The following is a 26,847-nucleotide window of genomic DNA, read 5'->3' as shown; positions in this document are numbered from 1 at the left end:
CAACCGCGACGGGTGCCGCCCCAGCAGATGGGCGGCCGTCAGGGAGCGCAATCGCCCGGCGGCCCGTCGAGGGACGGCCGGGCCCAGCAGGGCGGCCAGCCGTTCCGCGGCGGTCAGCCGCACGGCGGTCCGGCGCCGCAGGGTGGCCAGCCGCCTCACGGTGGGCAGATCGGTCAGCCGCGGCACGGTGGGCAGCTACAGGGTGGCCAAGCTCCGCACAACGGAATGCCACCGGGCGGGCCGGCACAAGGCGGCCAGCCACCGAACGGCGGTCTGCCGCACGGTGGGCAGCCGCAGAACGGACTGCCCCACGGCAACCAACCGCCGCACGGCGGGCCGGCGCGGGGTGGCCAGCCGCCGAACAACGGCCTGCCGCAGGGCGGGCAGCCTCGCAGTGGCCAAACACCACACGGCGGAACGCCCCACGGTGGGCCCGCACAAGGTGGCCAGCCGTCGACCAGCGGCTTCTCGCAAGGCGGGCAGCCGCAGAACGGACTGTCCCACGGCAGCCAAGCGCCACACGGTGGGCATCCGCAAGGTGGGCCGACGCTGGGCGGCCAACCGCCGAACAACGGCCTCTCGCAAGGCGGGCAGCCTCGAGGTGGCCAAGCACCACATGGCGGAATGCCACCGGGCGGGCCGGCGCCGGGGGGCCGGCCACCGCATGGTGGGCAGCCGCCGCATCGCGGGCTGCCGCAGGGTGGGCAGGCGCCGGCCGGTGGGCACGCGCCCGGCGGGCAAGCGCCTCAGGATGGTCCGGTTCATGGTGGGCAAGCTCCGCATGGCGGGCAGCCGATGCATGGTCAGCGGCCGCCGCAGGGTGGGTACTCCGCGTCGCCGCAAGGTGGGGGGTTTGCGCAGGATCCTCGGCGGATGCCGGCGCAGCGGCCGCCTGTTGGCGGGCCGGTGTCTGGTGGGCAGCGGCCGGCTGGGCATCCGAATCAGACTCGGGGGCCTCAGGGGCCGGGTCCTCGGCCGCCTGCGTCGCCGCCTCCGGGTGGGCGGCCGCCGGTTGATCCGCGGTTGGGGTTCGCTCGGCCGCCTCAGCGGTTCGAGCCGCCGGTGGAGCATCCTGGCCGCGCGACGCAGAGTCCGTTTGATCCGCCGCGGTCTGTTGAGCCGCCCGTTCAGGACCGGCCGGTGGCTGGTGAGCAGGGCCGGCCGGCCGCTGCGGGAGAGCGTGAGCCGGCGGTGGAGCGCGCCGGTGAGCATGCGCCTGGACAGACGGCTGAGCAGCGACCCGCGGCCGAGCGGCAGCCCGGTACCGAGCACGAGCGGCCCGCGGAACAGCACTCCGCTGCCGAGCAGCACGCCGAACCGCGCCCTGGCACCGAGCAAACCGCCGAGCCCGAACGGCCTGCAGAGCAACAGCCCGCCGCCGAGCAGCAGCACGGTGCCCAGGAACCCGCCGAACACCACGGCGAGCCCGAGCAGCCTCACTCCGACGACCAATACGGCCAACCCGGCCAAACCCCCCACGAGCCCTACCTCGACGACCCCGCCTTCCGCACCGACGATCCCGCCGGAACCAAGCGGATCGAGGACACTTTCATGGACTCCGGGCGGCAAAGCCCGGAAACCGGCGAGTGGCGGCACGAACAGGTCCGCCGCGAGGCGCTCGCCAAGCGGGACGAGTTCCACCCCGGCATGTCCGAAGATGGCGCCTTCGCCGTGCACGCCTACACGCGCCAGGAAATGGTCGGGCCGCTCAACCACGCTCTGCGGTTCGGTGGTCCCGAACTGCTCGACCTCGCTCCGCAAGCCGGCGCGCTCGTCTCCGGGCTCAACGAGCTTCCGCCGCACGTCGGGACCGTCTCGCGGCGCGTTGACTTCCACGGTGATCCCTCGCGGCTCCAAGCCTTCCTCGGGCGGTTCCACGAAGGCGCGCACATCACCGAGCCCTCCTTCCTCAGCTCGTCGAAGGTCGACTCGGAGCACCCGCGAAGCACCTTCGCCGGTGAGGTCGAGATGCGGATCGAGTCCAAGACCGGCCGGGACGTCGAGTCGATGGCCAGCATCGGGCGCGAGCGCGAGGTCCTCTTCAAGGCCGGGTCGCAGTTCGAAATCACCCGCGTCGAGATGGGGCCGGGGCATCCCGAGCACCCGGACTTCAAGAACGAGCCCGGGGCCCGGGACAAGCCGCAGTGGATCGTGCACGCCGAAGAGGTCGCGCCTGGTGATCCGCGGTTCCGCGACGACTCGCACGAAGCCATCGAGGAGCGGCGGGCCCAGGAACGCGCCGACGAGGAACGGTTCCAGCGCGAAGCCGACGCCGAACTCGAGCAGTTCTACGCCGAACACCCCCACCTCAGGCCGACCAACGACCTCTTCAAGCTGCTCGGCGGCGACGAAGACGCGCCGCCACCCGCGGAAAAGCCCGCGCCGGCCACGACTGCTCCCGAAGGTGGCTGGTCGCAGCTCGCCCAACCGCTGACGCCGGGTGGGACGCCCGTTCTCCACGCCGGATCCGTCGAGACGCCGCAGCAGCACGCCCGCCTGATCCGCGACGCCGTTCCCGAGCTCGCCGCCGTCAACACCCGCAACCACTACATCCCGGGCGAACACGGCTTCCGGACCAACTCCGCCGAGTCCATGACCGCCTTCGACCGGCGGATGAACGGTGAGGACCTCGTCGCCGGGCCGGCTCGCGGCGAACCGCTCGACGGGCCGTGGCGCACGCGAAACAGCTTCGACGACGTCGCGAGCGACCTCCACGAACGTCCCGTCGGCGCGCGGTCCGCCGTCTCCTTCGAACACGGGGGACACGAACAGCTGGTCGCCGCCGTGCACACCGAACACGGGGTCCTCTTCGCCGATCCCGTCACCGGGCGGCTCGCCGAGCTGCCGCACGACGCCACCGCCATCCGCGAACTGCCCCTCGGCCGCCAGGAAAGCATCGGCGACCGCCTGAGCCCGACGACGGAACGCCTGCCGCACGACGAGGGCTACCTCTTCGACGGCGAGCACCGCGGGACGCCGGCCGACCACGAGAGCATCCGCCGCGCGGTCGGCGACGAGGGCATCTACCAGGACATCCACGACCGCGCGCTGGCTCGCCGGGACGCCGCCAGGCTGCCGCTGACCGACGACGCCGCCGTCGCGGTGCACGGCTACACCCGAGGCGAGTACGCCTACAACGTCAACGAGGCCCTCCGCCGCGGCCCCGGCCACCCCGGCTTCGACCTCGCGCAGGCCAACGCCCGCGCCATCACCGACGGCCTCAACCAGGTTCCGCGCACGTCCGGCGAGTCCGTCCGCGCCTTCGACGTCGGGGGCGACCCGCGGCTCGCCGAGCTCGTCGCCGGGCCGTACCACCCGGGGGACGTGGTCGTCGAGCCCGCGTTCTCCAGCGCTTCCATCAAGACCGACGAGTTCTCGACCAGCAAGTTCGGCGACGACGTCGAGCTGCACGTCCGCTCGGACAACCTCCGCGACATCTCGAAGCTCGCCGAAAACCCGTCCGAGCGCGAGTCGCTGTCGCCGCCCGGGACGCAGTTGCTCGTGCACGAACGGCGTCTCGAAATCACGCCCGACGGCCGCCGCAAGTGGGTCATCGAGGCCGAGGAGATCGGCCCCGGCCACCCGCGCTACCTCGACCCCGAGGCCGCGCAGCGGAAGATGGCCGAGCGCCGCGCCGAGAACGACCACAACGCCGCCGAGTTCGAACGGCGCCGGCAGGCCTCGCTGATGGAACGCCTCGGCGGCCTCAACGAGCCCGACCACGTCGCACCGCCGCCCGAGCACCCGACGGTCCACGACGCCGTCGACACCCCCGCCGAACCGCTGCCCGTCCCCGAACCCGGACCGGACTACTCGCGGATCGCCCGCTCGACGAACCCACCCGCCGAACCGGCCATCCACGCCGGCGGGACGACGCCGAGCGAGCGCGCGGCCTACGTCCAGGACCGCCACCCGCACCTGCGCGAGGTCAACCCGGGCTTCCACGAGCCGGGCGCGCTCGAGAACGGCTACCTGTCCAACTGCACCCGCGGCCCCGGCGCGTACTGGGACCGGCTGCACGGCGGCAGCGCGACGGCCGAGCCGATCCCCTTCCACGAGATGGGCACGCGCGGCACGCTCGAGCACATCGAGGGCCGCTTCGGCGAGACGTTCTCCGCGCGCGGCAGCTACGACGACGTCATCCGCGAGATGCGGGACCTGCCCGTCGACCACCACGCCGTCGTCGCGGTGAAGTACGAGGGCTCGAACGGCGCCGAGTACGGGCACGTCGCGATGGTCGTGCACACCCGCGAAGGCGTCGCGTTCATCGACCCGCAGTCCGGCGACCTCATGCACCTGCCGCAGCCGCCGAAGGACATCAAGCTGCTGCACGTCGGCACGCCCGGTACGGAACACGTCCAGACCGAGCACATCGAAGGTGACCACGGCGGCTACGGGAGTGCCCCGCAAAGCCGGCTCGACGACCTCCTCGCCCAGCCGCGGGTCGCCGAAGCACTCGACAGCGCCACCACCGACCTCGTCGTCAAGGACCACGAGGGGAACCCGCAGAACCTCGGGCCGGTCGGCGAGTTCGTCCGGACGCGGCTGGCCGAGCACCCGGAGCTAGTCGAACTCCTCCACGACCCGGCCAACGAGTTCCTGACGCGCTCGCTGCTGCGCAAGCCGGAGACGATCGCCAGCCTGCTGGTGCACGACGAGGCCATCCCGATCCTGGCCGACGCCGTGCACGAGGTGCACCACCCGGACCCGGACGCCGACCCGGTTGGGCCGGACGCGGAGCCGACCCCGCTCACCGCGGAACAGCAGCAGGTCGCCGACGAGGTGACCGATGACGCGAGGCGGCACCGGCCGACCGATCGGCTGCAGGCCCCGTTCGATCCCGCGATGCGTGGCGACGAGGCCTACACGCGCGAATACCTCGGGCACCGCTACGAAGAGGCGGCCCGCGCACAGGCGGTTCTCGAGCGGACTCTGCCGCCGCTGGCCGAGGAAACCGGGGGAACCCCGGGTTTCCGGCCCGGTCCCAAGTCGATCGGTCGTGCGATGGACAAGATCGCCGGCTACGAAGGTGACGCGTCCCAGCTGATCGACCTGGCCGGCGCGATGATCCAGTTCGAGCGGGTGCAGGACGCGTACGCCGCGCTCGAACGCGTAGCCGCACACCCCGAGCTGGACATCGTGAAGTTCGAGGACCGGTTCGCGAACCCCGCCGAGGCGGGTTACCGCGATCTGCAGATGAGCGTGCGCATCGACGGCCACGTCGCCGAGTTGCGGCTGCACGTCAAGGCACTCGACGATGTTTCGGCGTACGAGCACTCGCTCTACGAGGTCCGGCGCGATCTCAAGGCACTCCGGAAGGCCGAAGGCCGGGCGAAGTTCACCACCGAGGAACAAGCCCTGATCGACGGGCTGATCAAGCGCGAACGAGAGCTGTTCTGGGACGCGCTGCAGGGGAGTCTCTAATGGTCCAGACGCCGTCCTACTTCGAGTACTACGCCCACACGTACGTGGTCGACAGCACGCCCGACGGCGGGTTGACCGGTCGGATCCTGAACTGGCAGACCGGCGCCTTCGAGGAACAGCCGGACCACGTCCCGGACGTGCTCCTCGGCCATGAAGCCGAGATCGTGAAACTCACGTGGGAACGGTTCGTCATCCGGACCGAGGAGGAGCGGCACCACTACCTCCGCGGTGACGGGCCGATCTTCGCCCTTTACCAGACGATCGACGCGATCTGGGCAGCCACCGAAGAGGACAGCCGCAGAATTACCAAGGAAGAGCGTGCGCTGATCGACTCGCTGTACCGGCGCACCTTCAAGATGTGGGAGGACGAGTTCGCCCGCCGCGACGCCGGCGAAGCCCCGACCTTCACCTTCACCTCGGTGTTCGAGAAATGATTCACGTGGAACATCGACTTTCGCCCGAAGACCAGCGCACCCTCTTGGTGCAGCTGGGAAAGCTCGTCCGCGACCTCCGGACCGACGCCGCCGGACCGGCCGCCGTCGACTTCCGGCAGGTCGGGGCGCACCGCGAACTCCAGGGCCACAACACGGCGACGTCCGACGCCGTCGCCGAGCTGTTCTCCGAGCTGCGCAAGGGGATGGCCGCCGAGGGCCGCGGCACGTGGCTGCAGGCTCGGTTCACGCTCAACCCGGACGGCACCTTCGACTTCGACTTCGCGCTCGACGACGATCCGGTGTGGACGGACCCGCCGCCCGCCACCGCCTACCCCGACGAGCTCGCCGCGTTCCCGCGCGCCGACGAGCACATCCCGGACTGGTGGCGGCTGCGCGCGCAGCTACCGCTGGGTGTGGTGTTCCGGCACGCGGACGTCGGCGGCCCGGACGTCGAACGGCCGCCGCTGACCGACACCGAGGTGCCGCTCGTGCTGCAGTACCTCGAACGCGAAGCCGTCGTGCACGAAGACGACGACGTGCGCTTCCACACCGACGGCGCCTGGATCTGGCCGTCGTCGGTGGCCGACCGGCTGGCCGAAGCCGGCGTTCCGCCGGAACCGGACCTCGTGGCGCACATCCGGCGGCACCACTTCCAGCCGCCGTACGTCGAGCCGCTGGTGCGCCGGACCGCCGCGGCCGACCTGCGGGGCGAGCCGCGGCCGAAGCCGAGCCGCGCCGACGTCAAGACGACGAACGGGGACGTCGCCGCGGAGCTGGAGACGACGCCGAACCCGAAGCTCGCCGACGAAGAGCTGCTGATCGTGCTGGTGCAGCGGCTCGGCGAGCACGGCGTCTGGCCGGAGGCCTACCGCGTCGGCGGCCGGGCCGACGGCACGTGGTGCCTCAACTTCACCCCGGACGGCTGGGAGGTCGCCGCGTACGCCGGCGGGAAGCCGCGCGAGCCGAAGTACTTCGACCGGCTCGAAGACGCCGCCCAGCAGCTGCTCGGCGCGTTGCTGCTGCACCCCGCCCGGATGACCGCCGGCCACGAAACCCCGTTGGAGACGGCCCGGGAGCTCGACGACTGGCCGGTCCACCCGGCGCCGGGTGAGCCTCCCCTCACCCTGCTCCGCAACAAGCGCATCACCCGGCTGGTGGCGGGTACGGTCGTCCTGCGCTTCGGCGAGGAACCCGGCAACCTGGTCCACCACGGGGAGGTACGGTTCGCCACGACGTCGCTGCCACTCGAACGTGAGCGGGAACGGCGGAGCTACCGGCTGAGACGCCCGCTGCACGTGATCACCGGCATCACGGTTCCGTGGGCGAACCTGCCGGGTGGCGCGGTGGCCTTCGTGCTGCCGAAGACGATCGCCGAGCACGAGTCCGACGGAAGCCTGGAGAGGATCGAGTAGGTGGAAGCGGCGGAAGCGATTGCCAAGGTCGGCCAGTGGCTGCGCGCGGTGCACGGCCCGGACGTCTCCGGTCCCGCGGGCTTGCGGGTGGACACCGAGAAGGTGCTGCGCATCCCCGAGGGCTGGTCGGTGCCCTACAACACCATCGCGTTCCTCGACGAGGGCCGGCCGGAGAAGGAGATCTTCCCGCCGCCGTCGGTCGTCGTCCGCGAGCCGGACGGCGAGCTGCGCCAGGCGCACCCGCACCCCGGCGGGCTGTCGGTGCCGGTGGCGTTCCCCGGCCAGGAGAACTGGCGCGAGGTCGTCGACCCCGAGTACGTGAAGGCCGGGCTCGGCGAGCTGGGCGTGCCGCTGCAGGCCGTCGCGGGCTGGGTGAAGGTCGACGCCGACGGCAACCAGACCGGCGAAGAGCGCGAAAACCCCGAGTACAAGGCCGGGCCGATCCGCCGCGGCTACCCGAAGCCGGAGAACACCCTCGAGACGCTGCTGTCGTTCGGCAGCGTCGGCTGGCTGACCCGGGAGCTGCTGCTCATCGGGCTGATCCGGTGCGAGGTGTTCGTCCCGCTCGACCTGGAGACCGGCAAGACCGACCGGTTCTACTTCGCCGAGGAGCGCAACGAGCTCAAGGTGTTCAGCTCGACCCGGCACCTGCCCTCGCGTGAGCACGGCTGGTGGAAGGTCGACGTCGCGACGCTCGCCGAGTTCGAGCACCCGCCGAACCTGGTGATCAACGGCGGCCCGACGACGATCGAGGACGTCTCCAGCGGCGAGCTCGCCGAGATCGTCCAGCGGTTCCCGCGGCACGAGCCGCGCATCGACGTGCACGGCCGCTGCCCGGAGGCCGAGGAGGACCTGATCCGCGTCGCCAAGGACACGGCGTCGCGGATGGGGCTGCCGGACCCGGTCAAGCCGCCGCTCGCCGCCGCTGAAAAGGCCCGTCGACGCGGGTACGAGCTGACCGCCGAGGAGTGCGCGAAGACCGTGCTCGGCGAGTCATGGCTGAAGCGGCTGCAGATGCCGGAGCCGCCGCGCAGCAAGCCCAACGACCTGCGCGCGAACGGCCTGGCCCCGACGTACGACAACGCCGGGCGCACGACCCCGCGGCTGGACACGTTCGGCAAGTACTTCGAGCGCAACCTCGACGGCTTCCGCTACGGCTGGCAGCGCGTCACAGGCGCGTACGTCGGCTTCGCGCTCGGGGAGGCCCTCGGCGCGGCCGTCGACCGGATGATGCTGCACGACATCCACGCGAAGTACGGCATCGAAGGCGTCACCGACCTGGTGCCGGCGTTCGACCAGCCGGGCCGGATCGGCTCGCTGACGCAGCGGCTGCTCTTCTACACCGAGGCCGCCATCCGCAGCCCGCACCGCGAGCAGCCGGAATCGCGCGAGGCCGAGCAGCTCTTCCCCGGCGTCGTCCGCGGGGCGCTGCAGCGCTGGCTGCGCACTCAGGGCGCGCCGATGGAGAACGCCGACGGCTGGCTCGTCCAGGTCGCCGACCTGCACGCCCGCCGCGACGCCGACGACGCCGAGCTGAACTCCTACCACCAGCTCGCGACCGAAGCGGGGGGCGCGCCGCCGATGACCGGCCCGGCCGCGCTCATCCCGGCGTTGCCCGCGGCGCTGACCATGGCCGGACCCGGCAGCGGCCTCTCCGGCGGCGCGCGTCAGGCCGTGCGCGACCTCGCCGGCGTCACCCACCCGACCGAGCCCGACCTGGCCGCCGCGACGTACCTGACCTGGCTGTTCGAGCACGCGCTGACCAAGGACGCGTTCAGCTTCCCGATCTGGAACCTCAGCCGCGAGGTGCTCAACCCGGACAGCCAGTACCAGCAGGGTCCGGAGTGGACGGACATCAAGGAGATGGTCGCCGAGTCCGTGCCGTTCTTCGGCGAGCACGGGCTGCCCGACCTGCGGATGCCCGAGCTGATCGGCGACGGCAAGACGACGCTCTCGGTCCTCGGCCGCGCCTTCGCCGCGTTGTCGGGCTTCGAGAACTACCCGGAGCAGGCGCTGCTTCGCGCCGTCAACCACTCCGGCCGCAGCGCGCTCACCGGCGCCATCGCCGGCGCCCTGCTCGGTGCGCGCACCGGGATCCCGGGGCTGCCGCAGAAGTGGGTCGACCAGCTGGAGCTGCGGTACCTGGTGGAGAACGTCGCTTCGGACGCCTACTGGCACTTCGACCGCCACTCGGCGCTGAGCGCGCTCGGCGACGAGTGGATCGAGCGGTACCCGCGGCGGTAGCCCGAGGATGGGGAGCATGACTGAAAGCGACGACGGCTTCGTCGAGTGGAAGCCCGACGTCGACCCGGAGTTCGACGAGAAGGCGTTTCCCGGCCTCGGCCTCCCGGTGCGCGCCATCCGGGGCTGGGCGCGGTACACGCTGTTCGGGGAGCCGACCGGCCCGCGCCGCGCCAACGAGCAGTACACGCCGGGCCCGGTCTGGCGCGGTTTCCCGGTGCCGACATCCGACGCGGGGAAGCTGCTGAACTACCTGGGCGCGAACTGGATCAGCCGCGCCGAGTTCGCCCGCGCGCTTTTGGACTGCGAAGTGCTGGTCCCGGTCCAGAACGGCGAACCCCTGGTCCGCCCGGTGTCCGGCGGCCGGGAGGTCATCGCCTACAGCTCGTCGGCGAAGGTGCCCGGCCGGTACCCGGACCGGTGGCGGGTGACCGTCCGCGACCTGCTGGCCGACCTGCCCTCGACCGGCCTGACGCTCGACCCCGGCACCGGCATGGTCCGCAGCCTGAGCGCCGCCGAACTGGGTGACATCGATCCGGGCGAGCGGACGAAGGTCGACGAACCCGCGCCGGAAGCCGGCCCCGAGGTCGCCGAGGCGCTGCCCGGGCTGGTCGCGGAGTTCGACGTCGAGCCCCCGGACCTGCTGGAACGGCACCTGCGGTACGCCGTCGACCACGCGCGTGACCACCACTTCGAGCTGACGCCGGAGGAGTGCGTCCGGTACCTGCGCGGGTTCGCCTGGCAGTACCGCAACGGCGTCCGGCGGCGCGCGGGCCAGGCCCCGGAATGGCCCGCCGACCTGGGCGCGAACGGCCTGATCGCGCACGTCGGCGAGGACGCTCGGCCGCGTCCGGTGCCGTGGACGTTCGGGAAGTTCTCAGCCTTCGGCACGCCGGCCGCGCGTTTCGCGTGGCACCGGCTCGTCGGCGCGTACGTCGGCTTCGCCATCGGAGACGCGCTGGGAAGCGGTGTCCCCGGCACGCTCGGCGGGCTGACGCGCCACCTTCTGTTCCACACCGACATCGTGTTGCGCGGATTGCCGCCGGTGCCGACCGGCGAAGTGCCTTCCCCGCTGCCCTTTCCCGACCCGGTCGGCTGGCTCGCGGTCGCGACGCGGCACGCGGGTCTCGCTCCGGACGACGTCTCGACGTTGCTGGCGACGGCGCTGGCCGCGACACCGGCGAGCGCGGTCGCCATCGACGGCGTCGACGCCGAGCAGTACGCGAATGACGTGGCCCGCGAGCTGGCCGGTGGTGACGTCCCCGAGGGCGTCGACCTGCTCATCGCGCTGTTCCAGGCCCTGCTCACCCGGGACGCGTTCGCGCTGCCCGTCCACCTGCGGTTGCGGGAGATCGGTGGCGACCTCGCCACGCAGGTGCTCGCGCTGCGCGAGGACCGCGACGCCGACGACGTCACGCAGCTGGAAAGCATCGGCGACGGCCGCGGCGTGCGGTCGGTGCTGGGCCGGGCGTTGTTCGCCGCAGCCAAGCGCGGCCACGACCCCGAAGCGGCCATCACGCTCGCCGCGCGGTCCGGCCCGGTCGCCGGCGCCATCGCGGGCGCGCTGGTCGGCGCCCGGGTCGGCGTGCCCGGCCTGCCCCGGGTCACGGCGCTGCCCGACCTCGGGCTCCTCGAGGACGTCGCCAGCGACGTCTTCTGGTACTTCAACCGCAACGGCCTCCAGACGGAGACCGCGGAGCACGCCCGCTGGGAGCGCCGGTACCCGAGTGGCCGGTTCACCCCGAAACCGAAGGGACCCGACTTGCGCTCACGACTGCGGGGGAGCCTGCTGGCCGGGGCGATCGGCGACGCGCTGGGCGCGAAGACCGAGTTCGACTCGATCGACCGGATCCGCGAGATCGCCGGGCCGGCCGGCATCACCGACTTCATCCCCGCGTACGGCGGCGTCGGCCGGATCACCGACGACACGCAGATGACACTCTTCACCCTCGAAGCGCTGATCCGGGCGCACGCCCAGCGGCGCCGGACCGGGTCCGCGGACGTCGTCCACTCGCTGCAGATGGCCTACCAGCGCTGGCTGCACACGCAGGGCGTCGCGTGGGACCGGGCGCGCGGGCCGCAGTCCACGGTCGAGGCGCCGGACGGCTGGCTGATCACGCACCAGGAGCTGTTCAGCCGCCGCGCGCCGGGGCTGACCTGCTTCGGTGAGCTGGAGGCTTACGGCCGCGCGGGCGTCCGGGGCAGCATCGAACGGCCCGTCAACAACTCGAAGGGCTGCGGCGGCGTCATGCGCGCGGCCCCGGTCGCGCTGTGGTCCGACGACCTCGCCGAGGTGTTCCGGCTCGGCGCCGAGAGCGCGGCGCTGACCCACGGTCACCCGAGCGGGTATTTGTCTTCGGGCTGCTTCGCGGTGCTCGTCCACGGGCTGCTGCACGGGAAACCGCTGCTCGACGCCCTCGCGCTCGCGCGCGACGAACTCGTGAAGCACTCGGGGCACGAAGAGCAGAGCGCGGCCCTCGACGCCGCGTTGGCGCTGGCGGAGCAGGGCCCGCCGACGCCGGAGAAGCTGGAGACGCTCGGGCAGGGCAACGTCGGCGAGACCGCGCTGTCGATGTCCGTGTACGTCGCGCTGACCACCACGGACGCCGACACGGCGTTGCTCGCGGCGGTCAACCACAGCGGGGACAGCGACTCGACCGGCTCGGTCTGCGGCAACCTCGTCGGCGCGATGTACGGCGAAGAAGCCCTGCGGAGCAGCTGGCTGGAGCAGCTGGAGCTCCGCGACGTCATCGTCGGCCTGGCGGACGACGCGCTCACCGAGTTCGGCCCGGACGCCCCGGGTGACGACCGGTGGTTCGCGCGGTACCCGGTCGACTAAGTTTCGGTTGTCACTGGGGTCAGGGGAGGACGAAACGTGCGTTACCGGGTAGAGGTGGCCGAACGCCCGGACGGCCTGTACGCGACGTGGGGCGAGGGGACGTTCCGGGCGCAGCGTTCGACGACCGACGGCACCGTGCTGCTGTCGGTGCTGCCGGAAGAAGAGGCGCCGGAGGGCTTCGACAAGGAGTTCGACGACCGGCCCGCCAAGGTCGTGCCGGCGAGCGAGGTGCCGTCGACGTTCACGCTGCGCACCTTCGCCGCCTACGACGACGAGGTCTTCGAGGTCGCGCCGGGCGCGCGGCCGGAGCTGACGCTGCGCTGGGTCCGCGACGACGCCGCCCGCGCGGCACAGCTGGGCTTGACCGACTTCTCGGTCACGGTGCCCGCCAAGCAGGTCACCGCGTTGTGGCAGACGCGGCTGGACTTCACCGAGACGCCGGAGGCGCGGCCGCAGCCGGGCACCGAAGACCAGAACGCGCTGCTGCGCGCGATCGGCCGGACGCTGCTGCACACGGTGCCGGGCGGCTGGGCCCGCGTCGGCGCGCAGTTCCGGCAGGTCGGGGACTACTCGGAGATCGAGGTCCGGGCGGTCGGCGACGAGGACGGCCCGGTGTCGGTCTCACTGCCGGCGGTGCCCAGGCTCGGCGGGCTCTTCGCCAGGCTGCGGGCCGCGATGTTCCAGCCCGAGACCGGCACCTGGTTCCAGGGCACCTTCACGCTCGACGCCGAGTCGCAGTTCGACTTCGACTTCGACGCCGACCGCGAGCCGGACTGGCGGGTGCCGCCCAACGACGGCGGGCGCCCGTCGACCGCGGCCTACGAGCTGGAGCTGGCGACCTTCCCGCGGACGCCGAAGCACGTCCCGGCGTGGCTGACCGCGAAGGCCGGCCTGCCGCTCGACGTCACGTTCCGGCTGGCCCGAACCGCCGATTCGCACGCCGAAGGCGAGCGCCCGGTGGTCAACCGGCCGCCGGTGCCGGCGGACCAGGTCCGCGGCCTGCTCGACTACCTGTTCCGGGCGCCGGTCGCGCTGCACCGGCCCGCGCCGCTGCCGGACATCTTCGGGGCGCCGGGCGCGAAGCCGGACGTGCCGAACGCGTTCCACACCGACGGCACCTGGATCTGGCCCGCCGCCGTGCCGCACTACCTGCGCAAGTACGGGGTGCCGCCGGAGCCGGAGCTGGTCGAGCACGCGCGTGCGATGAGCTTCCGGCCGCCGTTCGTCGGCGAGCTCGTCCGCGCGACGGCGGAGGCGGAGGTCCTCGGCCAGCCGCGGCCGCCGCAGACGGACGCGGACCTGCCGGACGAGCGCGCGCTCACCCGCGTCGCGCGCGGCGAGCAGGTGCGGACGCTCAAGGGCGCGGAGACGCTGGAGCTGCTCCAGCAGCGGCTCCACGAGCACGGCGTGCCGTCGTCCGCCTACCGGATCGGCGCCAACGAGGTCCCCGCCGACGACGTCTGGACGCTGCGGCGCGCGGAGAACGGCTGGGAGGTCTCGCGGCCGCCGGCCGACGAGCCGGTGGCATTCGGCTCGCTCGCCGACGCGGCCCGGTTCCTGCTCGGCGTGCTGCTGATGCAGCCGCCGCGCCCGGCGGAGGAGTCCGACCAGCCCGCCGACTGGCCGATCCTGCCGATGCGCGGCGAACCGCCGTTGAACTTCTACCGCGGCAAGCGCCTGATCACGCTCGCGCCGGGCACGACGGTCGTCCGGTTCGGCAACGAGACCGGCAACCTGGTGCACGCCGACGGCTCGCGGTTCGTCGAGACGGCGCTGGCGTTCGAACGCGAACGCGAGAAGCGGCTCTACCGCGTGCAGCGCTCGCTGCGGGTGCTGACCGGCGTGACGGCGCCGTGGAGCGGGATGCCGGGCGGCGCGGTCGCCTACCTGCTGCCGCGGCCGCTCGCCCAGCACCTGGAGACGGGCGCGCTCAGCAGGCAGTGATCAGGACGGCGGGCGACCACCAGTAGTCGGCGAGCGGTTCGACGTCGACCTGCGCGAAGCCCGCCGTCCTCAGCTGCTCGGCCCAAACCGCGGCCGGGTGCTCCCAGTTCGTCCGTTCCTGCCCGGAGACGATCCCGAGCAGGACGGGCAGCAGGAACCCCTGCGCGACCAGCGAGGCGTCCGAGCCGTACTCGGCGACGCCACGCTCGTAGCGCGCGACCAGCGAGCGCAGGTGCTCCGGCGAGCCTTCGACGTACTCGGGGACGTCGAACTCGGCGAGCACCAGCGTCCCGGTCCGTGGCTGCAGCGCGCGCAGCACTTCGGCGCGTTGCTCCGGCTCGATGGACTGCAGGGCGAACGTCGACTCGGTGAGGTCCCAGCCGAGGTCGTCGCGGGCCAGGAACTCCTGCGCGGTGGCCTGCCAGCAGGTCGCCGCCGGCACGCGCTCGCGGACGCCGTCGAGCAGCGCGGCCGACGGTTCGACGAGGTCGATCCGGCTCGGCACGTGCGTGGCCCGTTCCAGCGCGGGCACGACCGCCAGGCCGTCTCCGCAGCCGAGGTCGAGCAGCGATTCGGGTTTCGCTCGGTCGTACCGCGCGGCCAGCTCCTCGCTCAGCCGCCGGTACAGCTCGACGTTGCCGCCGCCGCGGATGAACGCCGTGAACGCCTCCGGCTGGTCGTACACCGCCGCCGCGCCGTCGCCGGCCAGGTGGATCCGCAGTTCGTCGGCCAGCGGGGAGCCCGCGCGGCGGGCGAGTTCGGCGGCCTGGTCGCGGTCACCGGAGCGGTGGGCGGCGAGGGCGTCGGCGAGCAGCTCGATCGAGGTCATGTCCACGAGATATCAGAACGGCACCCACAGCGTCACGCGCGTGCCGCCCCCGGCGAGTCCCGACTCGACCCGGGACGTCCCGCCGACCTCGGCCAGGCGCGCGGTGATCGACTCGCTGATGCCGAACCCGGCCGGGTGGTCGGCCGCGCTGAAGCCGCTGCCGTGGTCGCGGGTGATCACCGCGATGCCGCCTTCGCGCTCCTCGACGCGCACCACGACCCGGTCGGTGCCGGAGTGCTTCATCGTGTTCCGCATCGCCTCGCGCACGGCGTCGCGGATGGCGATCTGCCGGACCTCCGACAGCGTGTCGTCGTCGAGTTCGGCCACCACGAGCTGGGCGCGCAGCCCGTCGCGCGCCATCTCGGCGGCGAGCGCGGCGAGCTTCTCGCCCAGCGGCCGGGCGCCGGCCTCGGCCTGCTCCGACTTCGCCGTCTCGATCATGTGCCGGATTTCCATCGCCTGCGCGCGGGCGAGCCGCTGGATCTCGACCAGCCGTTCTTCGGGCTTCGACGTGTCGGACAGCGCCATGGCTTCGAGGGTCTGCAGCACGGTGTCGTGCAGCATCCGGTGCTGCTGGGCCCGCTCGGCGAGCCGGCCGTTGCGGGTGCCGTAGGCCAGCGCCAGCCGGGTGCCGAGCCCGGTCAGCACCAGCGCGGCGGTGGCCAGGAACAGCTCGGCGAGCAGCGCCGAGTACGTCGAGAACGCGGCGCCGACGTGGAACTGGCCGGTGTTGAGCCAGTTGGCCAGCATCCGCAGCGGGAAGCTGAGCAGCCCGAACACCAGCCCGCTGGGCACGCCGAGGGCGAGCGTCAGCAGGCCGGCCTCGCCGAAGAGGTGGAGGCTGCTGACCGCCAGCGCGTCGAAGTACGCCTCGCCCGGCACGGTCAGCGCGAGGACCACCGGCGAAAGCACGGTGAAGACGAGGTCGGCGGCCAGCAGCTTGCCCGCGTCCCCGCCGCGGTACGGCGCCGAGCGGAACATCCAGCGGAAGCCGATCAGGTTGACCGCGACGGAGAGCAGGGTGAACACCCCGACCGGCAGCAGCCCGGTCGTGCCGTGGCGGAAGGCGAAGACGCCGAACTGGCCGGGCACGGCGAGCAGCCGGAAGGCCAGCGGGATGAGCACGACGTACCGGGTGGCGCGCAGCAGCAGCCCGTCACGCCGGCTCGGGTCGATCGGGCCGCCGATCTTCGAGATCCGCTTCAGCGCGTGGATCGGGGTGGGATCGCCGATCTCGTCCGAGAGCTCGCTGGTGGCCGTCGCGATCGCAGGCGCGCCCTGCCGCAGGAGCGCCACGAAGAAGCTGCCCGGTTTGGGCGGGTCCGGCGCTTCCGTGGACATCGGCCGGACAACCCCCTGGTCACGTCGGTGAACCGAGGTTAGGGAGTATCACCGATCCGCGATGGTCAGGTCCAGCGTTCCACGGAATTCACAGTAAACCGGTCACGAATTTCCGATTCCCTGCTCCGCCGCCCACTTCTTCAGCTCCGCCACGGCGTCGTCGTGCTCCAGCGGCCCGCGGTCGAGGCGCAGCTCCTTGAGGAACTTCCACGCCTTGCCGACGTCCGGCCCCGGCTTGATGCCCAGCAGCTCCATGATCTGCTCGCCGTTGAGGTCCGGCCGCACGCGGTCGAGGTCCTCCTTGGCCTTGAGCGCGGCGATGCGGGCCTCGAGGTCGTCGTAGGTCGCCTGCAGCGCGGCCGCCTTGCGGCGGTTGCGCGTGGTGCAGTCGGCGCGGACGAGCTTGTGCAACCGGGCCAGCAGGGGGCCGGCGTCGGTGACGTACCGGCGGACCGCCGAGTCCGTCCACTCACCCTTGCCGTAGCCGTGGAACCGCAGGTGGAGGAACACGAGCTGGGAGACGTCGTCGATGATCTCCTTGGAGAACTTCAGCGCCCGCAAACGTTTGCGGGCCATCCGCGCCCCGACCACCTCGTGGTGGTGGAAGCTCACCCCGCCGCCCGGCTGGAACTCCCGCGTCGCGGGCTTGCCGGCGTCGTGCAGCAGCGCCGCGAGCCGCAGGATGAGGTCCGGCTCCGACGTCGGCTCGTGCGTCTTCTCCAGCTCGATCGCCTGGGCGAGCACGGTCAGCGAGTGCTGGTAGACGTCCTTGTGCTGGTGGTGCTCGTCGATCGCCAGCCGCATCCCGGGCACCTCGGGCAGCACCCGGTCGGCCAGCCCGGTGTCCACGAGCAGCTCCAGCCCCGGCCGCGGGTCGTCCGCGAGCAGCAGCTTCGACAGCTCGGCCTGGACGCGCTCGGCGGTGATCCGGTCGATCTCGCCGGCCATCGACGCCATCGCGTCGACCACGCGCGGCGCGGCGGTGAAGCCCAGCTGGGCGGCGAACCGGGCGGCGCGCAGCATGCGCAGCGGGTCGTCGGCGAACGACTCCTGCGGCGTCGCCGGCGTGTCGAGCACCTTCTCCCGCAGCGCGCTCAGCCCGTCGTGCGGGTCGATGAACGTCTTGGACGCCAGCTCGACGGCCATCGCGTTGACCGTGAAGTCGCGCCGGAGCAGGTCGCCCTCGATGCTGTCGCCGAAGGTGACCTCGGGGTTGCGGCCGACGCGGTCGTAGCTGTCCGCGCGGAACGTCGTGATCTCGAGCTGCATGCCCTTCTTGGTCACGCCGACCGTGCCGAACGCGATCCCGACGTCCCAGACCGCGTCGCCCCAGTCGCTGACGATCTTCAGCACCCGGTCCGGGCGCGCGTCCGTCGTGAAGTCGAGATCACCGGAGCGCCGGCCGAGCAGCGCGTCGCGCACGCTCCCGCCGACGAGGTACAGGCGGTGCCCGGCCCGGGCGAACCTCTCGGCCAGCTCGTCCGCCAGGGGGGAGAGCCGCATCAGCTCCACCACCGCGTTCTCCTTGGCGACCACGTCGTTCACGAAAATCCCACTGGGTTCGGGTGCGATTACTACAGGCACCACCGGACAGGACACGGAGAGCCAGCCTACCGGGGCAACCGTTTGCTCTAGCATCGCAGCATGTCTGGATCAGCCGGCCGCCCCGGCGCCTCGAAGCCGCGGAGGCGGCGGAGGCGTCAACGCGGCAGGCGCCTGACCACGGTCGACGAAACCTCGGCCGGCGGTCTCGTGGTGGACGCCGAGCGCGAACAGGCGGTGCTGATCGGCCGGCTCGACCGGCACGGCAGACTGCTGTGGTCGCTGCCCAAGGGCCACATCGAGGACGGTGAAACAGTGGAACAGACGGCCGTGCGCGAGGTGAAGGAGGAAACCGGCATCTCCGCGCGGGTCCTGCGGCCGCTGGGCACCATCGACTACTGGTTCGTGGCCGAGCGGCGGCGCATCCACAAGACCGTCCACCACTTCCTGCTCGAAGCGCTCGGCGGCGAACTGTCCGACGAGGACGTCGAGGTCACCGAGGTGGCCTGGGTCCCGCTGGCCGAGCTGGAGACCAAGCTGGCCTACTCCGACGAGCGCAAGCTCGTCCGGAAAGCAGGCCCGCTGATCGAGGAACTTTTCGCGCGCCCGGACGTCCACGGACGAGACGAGCACGCCCCTGAGGGAGCCCCCGAGTGAAGCGGTTCGCCGCAGCCTTCCTTTCCGTCCTCTTCCTGGCCGTCCCCGCCCTCACCGGAGCCACGGTGGCCCAGGCGGAGGAAGGCGCCCGCCTGCGCGTCGACCTGACGCAGCTGAACCCGCGCGTGATCACGACGTCGTCGACGACGCTGACCGTCGCCGGCACGGTGACCAACACCGGTGACCGCAAGGTCACCCGGCCGCAGGTCCGGCTGCAGGTCGGAGACCGGGCGACGACTTCGCGCGGGATCAACGACGTGCTGTCGGGCGCCGTCATCAAGGACAGCCCGCTGACCGAGTTCACCTCGGTCGCGGACGTCCTGGAACCCGGGCAGAGCGCGCCGCTGAACATCACGGTGAACCTGACCGGCACGAAGGCCGCGCAGTTCGGCAGCCCCGGCGTCTACCCGCTGCTGGTGAACGTCAACGGCACCCCGGAGTTCGGCGGACCGGCCCGGCTGGGCGCGGTCAGCATGCTGATGCCGGTGCTGTCCCGGCCGGGCAAGGCGACGGGCCACTCGTCGGCGGGCGCGCCGAGCATGACCCTGCTCTGGCCGGTGACCAGCAGCGTCCCGGACGTCTACGCGGCGCCGTACGGCCAGCCGCTGGTCCTGCGCGACGACCGGCTGGCCGACGAGATCGGCCCCGACGGCCGGCTGAACGCGCTGGTGACGTCGGCGTCGACGGCCGTGCACGGCGACACGAACCTCGCCAAGTCGATGTGCTTCGCGCTCGACCCGGACCTGCTGACCACCGTCGACGTGATGAGCCGCGGCTACCAGGTGCACACCGACGCCGGGAACGTCCCCGGCAAGGGCGCGCAGACCGCGAAGACGTGGCTCACCTCCCTGCGCACCCTGCTGACCGGCCGGTGCGTGGTGGCGCTGCCCTACGCCGACGCCGACCTGAACACCGTCTCCCGGATCCGCCCCGGCGACCCGATCCTGGTCGCGCAGGCGGCCGCGTCGGCGGCCACCATCCAGCAGCTGGCGGGCGTCACGCCGCAGACCGGCGTGCTCTGGCCGGACGGCACGCTCAACGAGGCCGTGCTCACGGCGCTGACCCAGGCCGGCGTCAAGACCGTGCTGACCGACGCGGCGAAACTGGCCCCGGCCGGCTCCGGCGGCGGCGTCACCGTGCAGGGCGGGGCCGTGCGGGCCCAGCCGACCGACTCGCTGATCTCCGCGGCGATGTCGGGCGTGCCGAGCGTGCCAGACTCGGTCACCGTGCCCGCGAACACCGAGCGCGCGATCTCGAGCCAGAACGGCCTCGGCGCGCTCGCCTTCCGCGCGGGCCTCGGCGTCCCGGCCGGACAGGAGCACCCGGACCACCTGCTGGTCGCCCCGCCGCGGCGCTGGGACGCCCCGGCCGCCGAGCTCACGGCGTACCTGCAGCAGGTCGGCGACTTCCTCAACGCCGGCGTCGTCACGGCGGCGTCACTCCCGTCCCTGCTCGACGCCGACCCGCAGACCACCGGCGCGGTCGGCGACGGCCGGGACTCCGGTTCGAACCCGGACCCCGCCCTCGTCTCGACGCTGGCGAAGCTCGACGGGCAGGCCACCGGGATGGCGTCGGCGATGCAACCCGACCCCACCAAACGGGTGAAACCGGAAGACGTCGTCGCGCCGGTCCGGCTGGCCGAGCTGCGTGGCGCCTCCACCGGCTGGCGGGGTCTGCCCGCCGACGCGGCGACCGCGAACGCGCAGGCCGAGATCGCGGCCATCAGCGACCGGGTGAGCGTCCAGCAGCCGCGGCAGACGATCGCGCTGGCGTCCGGCAACTCGCCGCTGCCGGTGTACGTCGTGAACGACCTGCCGGTCGGGATCAACGCGCGGTTCACCCTCGACAACACCATCGGCCTGCGCACGGACGACGCCCAGGAGGTGTCGTTCCCCGCGGGCGGCGGCCGGCAGTACTTCCTCCCCGTGGAGGCGCTGCGGGCCGGCCGGTTCAGCGTCGATGTGTCGTTGAGCACGCCGACCGGTACCCCGCTCGGGTCATCCGCGCGCTTCGAGCTGACCTCGACGGAGTACGGCGCGATCACCATCATCGCGACCGTCGCCGCAGGTGTGGCCCTGCTTCTGCTCGCTTCGCGGCGGATCTACCGGCGGGTGAAGGACGCCCGGTCGGGTCGCGGCGTCGTGGACTGATCCGTCGGGGTTCGCGTGTTCCGGGCGGTTCCCGATTACCCTTGGTCCGCACGTGCGCGGCACCCGGCCGCGGCACCGGAGAAAAGCACCGAGGATTGGGCACGCGTTGGAGAGAGAGCCGGGCTTACCACCCGAGCGTGCGAGTCGTCCTCGGCGCGAAGGCGCTCAGCCCCCGCAACGGGGTGACGGCCCCCCGCGCCCGGTCCGCCGCCAGCAGCCGCCTCCGCCACCTCAGGAGCGCGGGCGCAGGCAGCCGCCCCGCAACGGGCAGACGCGCCAGATGCCACCGCCGGACGACGCGACGGTCCGCGACCGCCGCCCGGTCCGCGAAGACGGCCCACCCCGCCCGGCCCGCGACGACGGGGGCCCGCGGCGGCCCGCTCGCGACGACGCCCCGCCCCGGCGGCCGGCCCGTGAGGACGGCCAGCCACCCCGCCGCCCGGCCCGCGACGACGCACCTCCGCGCGACGGCCGGCCGGTAGACGGTCCGCCGCGTGACGGCCGGCCCGTCCGCGACGACGGCGTGGTCCGCGAGCAGCGGCCGCTCCGCGACGGCCAGCCGGTCCGCGACGACGTGCCCCCGAGCGACGCCTGGCCGGTCCACGACGAGGCCCCGCCCCGCGAGCCGCAGCGCCCCCGGCGCGTCCCACCCCCGGGCCCGCCGCCCGCGCAAGGCCCGCCTCCGCAGCGCGGCGGGCAGCCGCCCCGCGCCGGCGGCCCGGCACCCACGCGCGTCCAGCCCGTGCCGCCGCCTCCCGGACCGCAAGGACCCGGGCCGCAGGGCCCGCCCTCGGCCCAGGGCCGGCTGCCCCAGCCCGCCCCGCCGGTGACCCCGCCGCCGGGCACCCCGGCCCCCGGCACCCCGCCGCCCGGCATCCCCGTGCCCCCGCGCGGCCGCGGCTCCCGGCGTCCGGCGCCGGTCCGGCCGTGGCAGGAGGAGGCCCAGCGCCCGCCCGACCCGGAGGCGACGCGGTTCATCCCGCGCACCGCCGGCGTCCCGATGAACTCGCGCTGGCCGGTCGCCGACCCGGACGTCATGCGCCCGTACGACGCGCTGGCCACCCAGGTCATGCCGGCGCTCAAGGGACCGCTGGTCAAGCCGAGGCCCGGCGAAGAGGTCGAGGCACCGGCCAAGGCGCCGTCGCTGGCGAAGGCGTCCGGCCGGATGGCGATCGCGTCGCTGATCAGCCGGATCACCGGCTTCCTGTGGAAGCTGCTGCTGGTCGCCGCGATCGGCCAGGGCATCGCGAACGACTCGTTCAACGTCGCCAACACGATGCCGAACATCATCTTCGAGCTGCTGATGGGTGGCGTGCTCGCCAGCGTGGTGGTGCCGCTGCTGGTGCGCTCGCAGGACGACCCCGACGGCGGCGCCGCCTACACCCAGCGGCTCATCACGGTGGCGTTCACGCTGCTGCTGGTCGGCACGGTGGTCGCGGTGATCGCGGCCCCGGCGTTCACCAGCCTGTACGTCGACGGCTCCGGCAAGGCGAGCCCGGACCTGACCACGGCGTTCGCCTACCTGCTGCTGCCCGAGATCTTCTTCTACGGCGTCTTCGCGCTGCTCTCGGCGGTGCTGAACGCCAAGCAGATCTTCGGGCCCACCGCGTGGGCGCCGGTGATCAACAACCTGGTCGTGATCTTCACGATCCTCGTCGTCTGGATCATGCCCGGCGACATCGACACCGCGCACGTGTCGATCACCGACCCGAAGGTGCTGACGCTCGGCATCGGCGTCACCGGCGGCATCATCGCCCAGGCCGTGCTGCTGGTGCCGCCGCTGCTGCGGTCCGGCTTCCGGTTCAAGTGGCGCTGGGGCATCGACAAGCAGATGAAGGAGTTCGGCGGCCTCGCGCTCTGGATCCTCGGCTACGTCGCCGTCAGCCAGATCGGCTACACGATCAACACGCGCGTGCTGACCAGCGGTTCACCCGGTGGTGTGACCGCGTACAGCAACGCCTGGCTGCTCTTCCAGCTGCCGTACGGCGTCATCGGCGTCTCGCTGCTGACCGCGATCATGCCGCGGATGAGCCGCGCGGCCGCCGACGGCGACCACAAGAAGCTGATCGGCGACCTCTCGTACGCGTCCCGGATCTCGACGGTGATGCTCGTCCCGATCTCCGCGGTGATGACCGTGGTCGGCGGCTCGATCGGCATCGCGCTGTTCACCTTCGGCAAGGGCACGATCGACACCGCCGAGCGCCTCGGCGACGCGCTCGCGATCTCGGCGTTCGCGCTGCTGCCGTACGCGCTGGTCATGCTGCAGATGCGTGTCTTCTACGCCATGAAGGACGCGCGCACGCCGACGCTCATCATGATCGTGATGACGCTGGTCAAGGTGCCGCTGCTGTACCTGTGCCCGGTGCTGCTGTCGCCGGACAACGTCGTGCTCGGCGTCATGATGGTCAACGCGCTGACGTTCGTCGTCGGCGCGATCCTCGGCCAGGTGTGGCTCTGGGTGACGCTGGGCAACCTGCGCAGCAAGCGGGTGATCGGCGTGATCCTCTTCACGGTCGTCGCGAGCGCCCTCGGCGTCGGCGCGGCGTGGCTGGTGGGCCAGGTCGTGCCGGACTCCTTCGGGCCCAAGCTGGGCGCCTGGGTCAAACTCTTCCTGCAGGGCATCGTGGGCATCGTCGTGTCGTTCGGCGTGCTCATGGCGCTGAAGGTGGAGGAGCTGAAACCGGCCACGTCGAGGTTCACCCGGTTGATCAAGCGGGGGTAACGATTCCGGTACGGAAGGCGACGACTCGTGCGTCGTATTCTGGGTACCCTCGACATCGGGATCGAGCGGGAGCGAGTGAGGGTGGACACGAGGCGGAGCGAACAGGCGGGGGGTGCGAACCACGTGGGCAAGGCCCAGGTCGGATCGCTGGCCCCCGGGCGTGTGGTCGGCGACGGCCGCTACCGCCTCCTCGCGCAGTTCGGCGTGGACGAGCGGGGCGACGCGCACCTCTGGCGCGCCCGGGACGGGCAGCTGAAGCGGGATGTCGCGCTGACCCTGCTGGTCGGTGACCCGGCCGACCCCGAAGCCGCCCGGCTGGCCCGGCGAACTCTCGAACGCGCCACGCACGCGTCCAAGTTCGGCCACGGCGGCGTCGCCCGCGTGCTCGACGTGCTCGCGCTCGGCAGCGGCATCACCTCCAGCGAAGGCCTGCTCGGCGTCGTCGTCGCCGAGTGGACCAAGGGCAGCGACCTGGTCGACCTCGTCGCGCAGCGGCCGGTGGCCCCCGCCGCGGCCGCGCGGATGGTGCAGGCGCTGGCCGAAGCCGTCGAACAAGCTCACCAGAACGGGCTCGTTCTCGGGCTCGACCACCCGCAGCGGCTGCGGCTGACGCCGAACGGCGCGCTGAAGCTCGCGTTCCCCGGCCCGCTGCCGGAGGCGACGCTGCGCGACGACGTCAAGGCGCTCGGCGCGGTCCTCTACCTGCTGCTGACCGGGCGCTGGGCGCTGCCCGGCGGCCCGCCCGCGATCCAGCCGGCGCCGCTGTCGCCGCAGGGGCGGATCGTCCCGCCGCGCCAGCTGGTGCCGACGGTCCCGGCCGACCTGTCGTCGCTCGCCGTCCGCACGATCGAGGACGGCGGCAACGGCGGCATCCGCACCAGCGCGGCCATCCTCCGGATGCTCGACCAGGTGGCCGAGGAGGAAGAGCGCACCCAGCTGATCAAGGCCGTCGGCGGTGACCCGGCCGAGGGCGAAGGCACCGTCTGGACGACGAAGAAGCCGGTCAAGGACGTCGCCCGGCGGCGCAAGCTCGCGCTCGGCGTCACCGTGCTGGTGGTCGCGACGGTCGTCATCCTCGCCTGGGGCGGGCTGATGCTGATCAACGTCTTCCAGGGCGACTCGAAGGCGAGCGGGCCGACGATCAACGTCGCCGCGCCGCCGGCGTCGAGCCAGTCCGCCGGGCAGCCGCCCTCGTCGTCGGCCCCGGCTCCGCCGCCGTCGCCGACCGTGGGTGCCGCCGTGGATCCGCAGGCCGCGGCCGTCTACAACCCCGACGGCAAGGGCGACAACACCGCGCGGGCGAAGTACGCGATCGACGGCAAGCCCGAAACGCAGTGGCGGACCGAGCAGTACAAGCAGCAGTTCCCCACGATCAAGCCGGGTGTGGGCCTGGTCGTCACCTTCAAGGACCCGATCAACCTCAGCCAGGTGAAGGTCGAGGGCGGCACGCCGGGCACCAAGGTCGAGATCCGCTCGGCGACCGAGAAGAACCCGAACTTCGACGACACGAAGGTCGTCGGCAACGGCGACCTGAAGGACGGCGAGACGACGATCCCGCTGGCCCAGCCGACGCAGGGCGAGTACTTCATCGTCTGGATCACCCAGCTGGGTGGCGACGACGGGAAGTTCCAGACGGAGATCGCCGACCTGGCGTTCCTGCCTGCGGGGTGACGCACCCGACAGGGTCAGTAGGCTCTTGCGGGTGACAGCTGCAGCTCCCACGGATGCGGATCTGATAGCGGCTCACGCCGCGGGGGACCCCCATGCGTTCAGCGAACTCGTCCAGCGACATCGCGACCGCATGTGGGCGGTCGCCCTGCGCACGGTCCGCGACCCGGAGGAGGCCGCCGACGCCTTGCAGGACGCCTTCATCTCGGCGTTCCGGGCCGCCGACAAGTTCCGCGCGGAGTCGCAGGTCACGACGTGGCTGCACCGGATCGTGGTGAACGCCTGCCTCGACCGGATCCGCCGCCGCCAGGCCCGGCCGACGGTGCCGCTGCCGGAGACCGGCTTCAACGAGCCGGCCACCCCGCGCGACTCGATGGCCGAGCGCGAGACGAGCCTGCTCGTGCGCGAGGCCCTCGACCAGCTGCCGGAGGACCAGCGCGCGCCGATCGTGCTCGTCGACGTCGAGGGCTACTCCGTCGCGGAGACGGCGAAGATGCTCGGCATCGCCGAAGGCACCGTGAAGAGCAGGTGTGCGCGCGGCCGTGGAAAACTCGCGAAGGTTCTCGGACACCTGCGGAACCCCGATGCGATTGCGAACGTCCCAACTCACGAAAGCAAACGGGCCGGGCGCCAGCCGGGTAGCGGGGAGGGACGATGACGGACGAAAGCCGGGGGATCGGGGGGACCGTCGGTCCGCCCTGGTCTGTCGACGTGCTCGCCGACCTCCACGCCGGTGTGCTGGAGGACGCGCGGGCGGCCGAGCTGTGGCCGCTGGTGAACGCCGACCCGGAGGCCCGGGAGATCCTGGCCGCCCTCGACGCGACGCAGGCCGACTTGGCCTCGTTCGCCGACGCACCCGCACCGCCGATGCCCGCGGAGTTCGCGGCCCGTCTCGACGCGGCCTTGGCCGCCGAAGCAGCGGCCAGGTTTCCGAAGGCCCAGCAGGCAGCTGCGGCACCGCAGGACGCCCAGGTGGTGGACCTCGCGGCGGCCCGGCGGCGGCGGAACAAGCGGCTCGGCTGGGCCGCCGGCGTCCTGACCGCGGCCGCGGCGGCGGTCGTCGCCGTGACCATCGCGATCCCGAACACCGCGCAGCAGAGCGGCACGCCGAACGTGGCGGCCCCGGCCCCCACCGGCCCGTCGGTCGGCAGTGACGGCAGCGGCGCGCAGGCCCTGGTCGGCAAGGCCGTCGGCGTCCGCGACTTCGGCCCGCTGCAGAACGAAGACCGCCTGGACGCGTGCATCGCGGCCGCCGGGCTCGACCCGAAGGTGCGGCCGGAGGGCATTCGCCCGGTGAACGTCGGCGGCAAGGCCGGAGTCATGATCATCCTGACCACCGGCAAGCTCGCCCAGTTCCGATTGGTGGCCTTCGGTGCGGACTGCGGACCGGGTAATCCGGCCGTCCTGTTCGACAAGGTCGTCGGGGAGAAGTAGCGCCTGTCACCCTGGGAACACCGCCACCTACGATCGTGTTGAGCCTGGTACAGGTCACTACGAGCGGAGGTCACGGGTGGCTGCCGAAGAAATCAGGAACCTGATCGTCGTCGGATCGGGTCCTGCCGGATACACCGCTGCCGTTTACGCGGCACGAGCCCAGCTGGAACCGCTGGTGTTCGAGGGCACGCAGTTCGGCGGCGCGCTGAT

At 72.4% G+C, this 26,847-nt stretch carries 16 protein-coding genes; 13 read left to right on the top strand and 3 right to left on the bottom strand.

Features of this window, described 5'->3' with window-relative positions; translation table 11 throughout:
- The first annotated feature begins 1,140 nt into the window (after window positions 1–1,140).
- The 6 genes from BLV96_RS17570 to BLV96_RS17545 are packed head-to-tail and all read left to right on the top strand — an operon-like array spanning window position 1,141 to window position 14,294.
- Window positions 1,141–5,424: a toxin glutamine deamidase domain-containing protein gene (locus BLV96_RS17570; protein WP_244180283.1), complete on the top strand. Its 4,284-nt coding sequence runs from the start codon at window positions 1,141–1,143 to the stop codon at window positions 5,422–5,424.
- The gene (locus BLV96_RS17565; protein ID WP_086681760.1) at window positions 5,424–5,858 is read left to right on the top strand and encodes a hypothetical protein; all 435 of its coding nucleotides are present in this window, start codon (window positions 5,424–5,426) and stop codon (window positions 5,856–5,858) included. The genes BLV96_RS17570 and BLV96_RS17565 overlap by 1 nt, the downstream gene beginning before the upstream one ends.
- Window positions 5,855–7,270 (top strand): glycohydrolase toxin TNT-related protein, encoded by a 1,416-nt coding sequence (locus BLV96_RS17560; RefSeq protein WP_091389282.1) that lies wholly within the window; start codon window positions 5,855–5,857, stop codon window positions 7,268–7,270. The genes BLV96_RS17565 and BLV96_RS17560 overlap by 4 nt, the downstream gene beginning before the upstream one ends.
- Window positions 7,271–9,514 carry an ADP-ribosylglycohydrolase family protein gene (locus tag BLV96_RS17555; protein ID WP_086681055.1) on the top strand — a complete coding sequence of 748 codons (2,244 nt, stop codon included), beginning with the start codon at window positions 7,271–7,273 and terminating at the stop codon, window positions 9,512–9,514.
- A 16-nt stretch (window positions 9,515–9,530) separates the two neighbouring features.
- On the top strand, window positions 9,531–12,350 hold the full coding sequence (locus BLV96_RS50715) for an ADP-ribosylglycohydrolase family protein (RefSeq protein WP_086681053.1): 2,820 nt from the start codon (window positions 9,531–9,533) through the stop codon (window positions 12,348–12,350).
- A gap of 36 nt (window positions 12,351–12,386) precedes the next feature.
- The gene (locus BLV96_RS17545; protein ID WP_086681051.1) at window positions 12,387–14,294 is read left to right on the top strand and encodes a TNT domain-containing protein; all 1,908 of its coding nucleotides are present in this window, start codon (window positions 12,387–12,389) and stop codon (window positions 14,292–14,294) included.
- Here the strand turns inward: BLV96_RS17545 and BLV96_RS17540 are convergent.
- From BLV96_RS17540 to BLV96_RS17530, 3 genes are all read right to left on the bottom strand, one after another.
- Window positions 14,281–15,123 carry a class I SAM-dependent methyltransferase gene (locus tag BLV96_RS17540; protein WP_086681049.1) on the bottom strand — a complete coding sequence of 281 codons (843 nt, stop codon included), beginning with the start codon at window positions 15,121–15,123 and terminating at the stop codon, window positions 14,281–14,283. The genes BLV96_RS17545 and BLV96_RS17540 overlap by 14 nt on opposite strands.
- 12 nt (window positions 15,124–15,135) lie before the next feature.
- Window positions 15,136–16,464, bottom strand: coding sequence for a sensor histidine kinase (locus BLV96_RS17535; protein ID WP_086681047.1), 1,329 nt, complete (start codon window positions 16,462–16,464; stop codon window positions 15,136–15,138).
- Between the two features lie 102 nt (window positions 16,465–16,566).
- Entirely contained in the window at window positions 16,567–18,009 is a 1,443-nt protein-coding gene (locus BLV96_RS17530) for a CCA tRNA nucleotidyltransferase (RefSeq protein ID WP_086681046.1), read from the bottom strand.
- Window positions 18,010–18,108: 99 nt separating this feature from the next.
- Between BLV96_RS17530 and BLV96_RS17525 the strand changes: the two genes are divergently transcribed.
- The 7 genes from BLV96_RS17525 to BLV96_RS50710 all read left to right on the top strand — a co-directional run.
- A complete protein-coding gene (locus BLV96_RS17525) occupies window positions 18,109–18,663 on the top strand; it encodes an NUDIX hydrolase (protein ID WP_167379636.1) in 555 nt (184 codons plus the stop codon).
- Window positions 18,660–20,813 carry a DUF6049 family protein gene (locus BLV96_RS17520; protein WP_091389278.1) on the top strand — a complete coding sequence of 718 codons (2,154 nt, stop codon included), beginning with the start codon at window positions 18,660–18,662 and terminating at the stop codon, window positions 20,811–20,813. Before BLV96_RS17525 ends, BLV96_RS17520 begins: the two co-directional genes overlap by 4 nt.
- 1,000 nt (window positions 20,814–21,813) lie before the next feature.
- On the top strand, window positions 21,814–23,535 hold the full coding sequence (gene murJ / locus BLV96_RS17510; protein WP_244180379.1) for a murein biosynthesis integral membrane protein MurJ: 1,722 nt from the start codon (window positions 21,814–21,816) through the stop codon (window positions 23,533–23,535).
- A gap of 81 nt (window positions 23,536–23,616) precedes the next feature.
- On the top strand, window positions 23,617–25,206 hold the full coding sequence (locus BLV96_RS17505) for a protein kinase family protein (RefSeq protein WP_086679038.1): 1,590 nt from the start codon (window positions 23,617–23,619) through the stop codon (window positions 25,204–25,206).
- 31 nt (window positions 25,207–25,237) lie between these two features.
- Window positions 25,238–25,861 carry an RNA polymerase sigma factor SigM gene (gene sigM, locus BLV96_RS17500; protein WP_086679039.1) on the top strand — a complete coding sequence of 208 codons (624 nt, stop codon included), beginning with the start codon at window positions 25,238–25,240 and terminating at the stop codon, window positions 25,859–25,861.
- The gene (locus tag BLV96_RS17495) at window positions 25,858–26,637 is read left to right on the top strand and encodes a hypothetical protein (RefSeq protein WP_086679040.1); all 780 of its coding nucleotides are present in this window, start codon (window positions 25,858–25,860) and stop codon (window positions 26,635–26,637) included. The genes sigM and BLV96_RS17495 overlap by 4 nt, the downstream gene beginning before the upstream one ends.
- Window positions 26,638–26,713: 76 nt before the next feature.
- A partial coding sequence (locus BLV96_RS50710; protein WP_143050991.1) for an FAD-dependent oxidoreductase occupies window positions 26,714–26,847 on the top strand: 134 nt, incomplete at its 3' end.

This window comes from Amycolatopsis pretoriensis, assembly GCF_900107925.1.
Classification (GTDB): Bacteria; Actinomycetota; Actinomycetes; order Mycobacteriales; family Pseudonocardiaceae; genus Amycolatopsis; species Amycolatopsis pretoriensis.
This window is presented reverse-complemented; position numbering and strand designations above follow the sequence as displayed.